The sequence below is a fragment of the Streptococcus mitis genome, assembly GCF_003942865.1.
Lineage (GTDB): Bacteria > Bacillota > Bacilli > Lactobacillales > Streptococcaceae > Streptococcus > Streptococcus mitis_BI.
This window is the reverse complement of sequence record NZ_RJNZ01000029.1, coordinates 1-781: the sequence shown is the minus strand read 5'-3', so window position 1 is coordinate 781 and position 781 is coordinate 1. Positions and strand designations below refer to the sequence as shown.

The window sequence follows — 781 nt, the reverse complement described above, 5'->3', positions numbered from 1 at the left end:
TTGTTAAACCAGCAGATAAGACAGTAGTAGCAAATCCAGAAGCTCTCACTCCAGAAGAGAAGAAAGCGATCGAAGATAAAGTTAAAGCTGTAAATCCAGNTGCAACAGTAGTTGTAGATGACAAAGGNANTGCGACAGTCACAACCCCAGCAGGTAAGACAGCAGTTATCCCAGCGTCAGACTTGACTAAGTCAGCAGCAGATGCAGCTAAACCAAACGCAGGCAATGACATCGTTAAACCAGCAGATAAGACAGTAGTAGCAAATCCAGAAGCTCTCACTCCAGAAGAGAAGAAAGCGATCGAAGATAAAGTTAAAGCTGTAAATCCAGGTGCAACTGTAGTAGTAGACGATAAAGGCANTGCGACAGTCACAACCCCAGCAGGTAAGACAGCAGTTATCCCAGCAGCNGACTTGACTAAGTCAGCAGCAGACGCAGCTAAACCAAACGCAGGTGATGACATTGTTAAACCAGCAGATAAGACAGTAGTAGCAAATCCAGAAGCTCTCACTCCAGAAGAGAAGAAAGCGATCGAAGATAAAGTTAAAGCTGTAAATCCAGNTGCAACAGTAGTTGTAGATGACAAAGGNANTGCGACAGTCACAACCCCAGCAGGTAAGACAGCAGTTATCCCAGCGTCAGACTTGACTAAGTCAGCAGCAGATGCAGCTAAACCAAACGCAGGCAATGACATCGTTAAACCAGCAGATAAGACAGTAGTAGCAAATCCAGAAGCTCTCACTCCAGAAGAGAAGAAAGCGATCGAAGATAAAGTTAAAGC

The 781-nt window shown here is 44.8% G+C and carries 1 protein-coding gene; it reads left to right on the top strand.

Annotated features, from left to right (window positions below; translation table 11 throughout):
* Nucleotides 1-781: hypothetical protein (locus D8845_RS10130; protein ID WP_221762789.1), on the top strand; the 781-nt coding region annotated here is incomplete at both ends.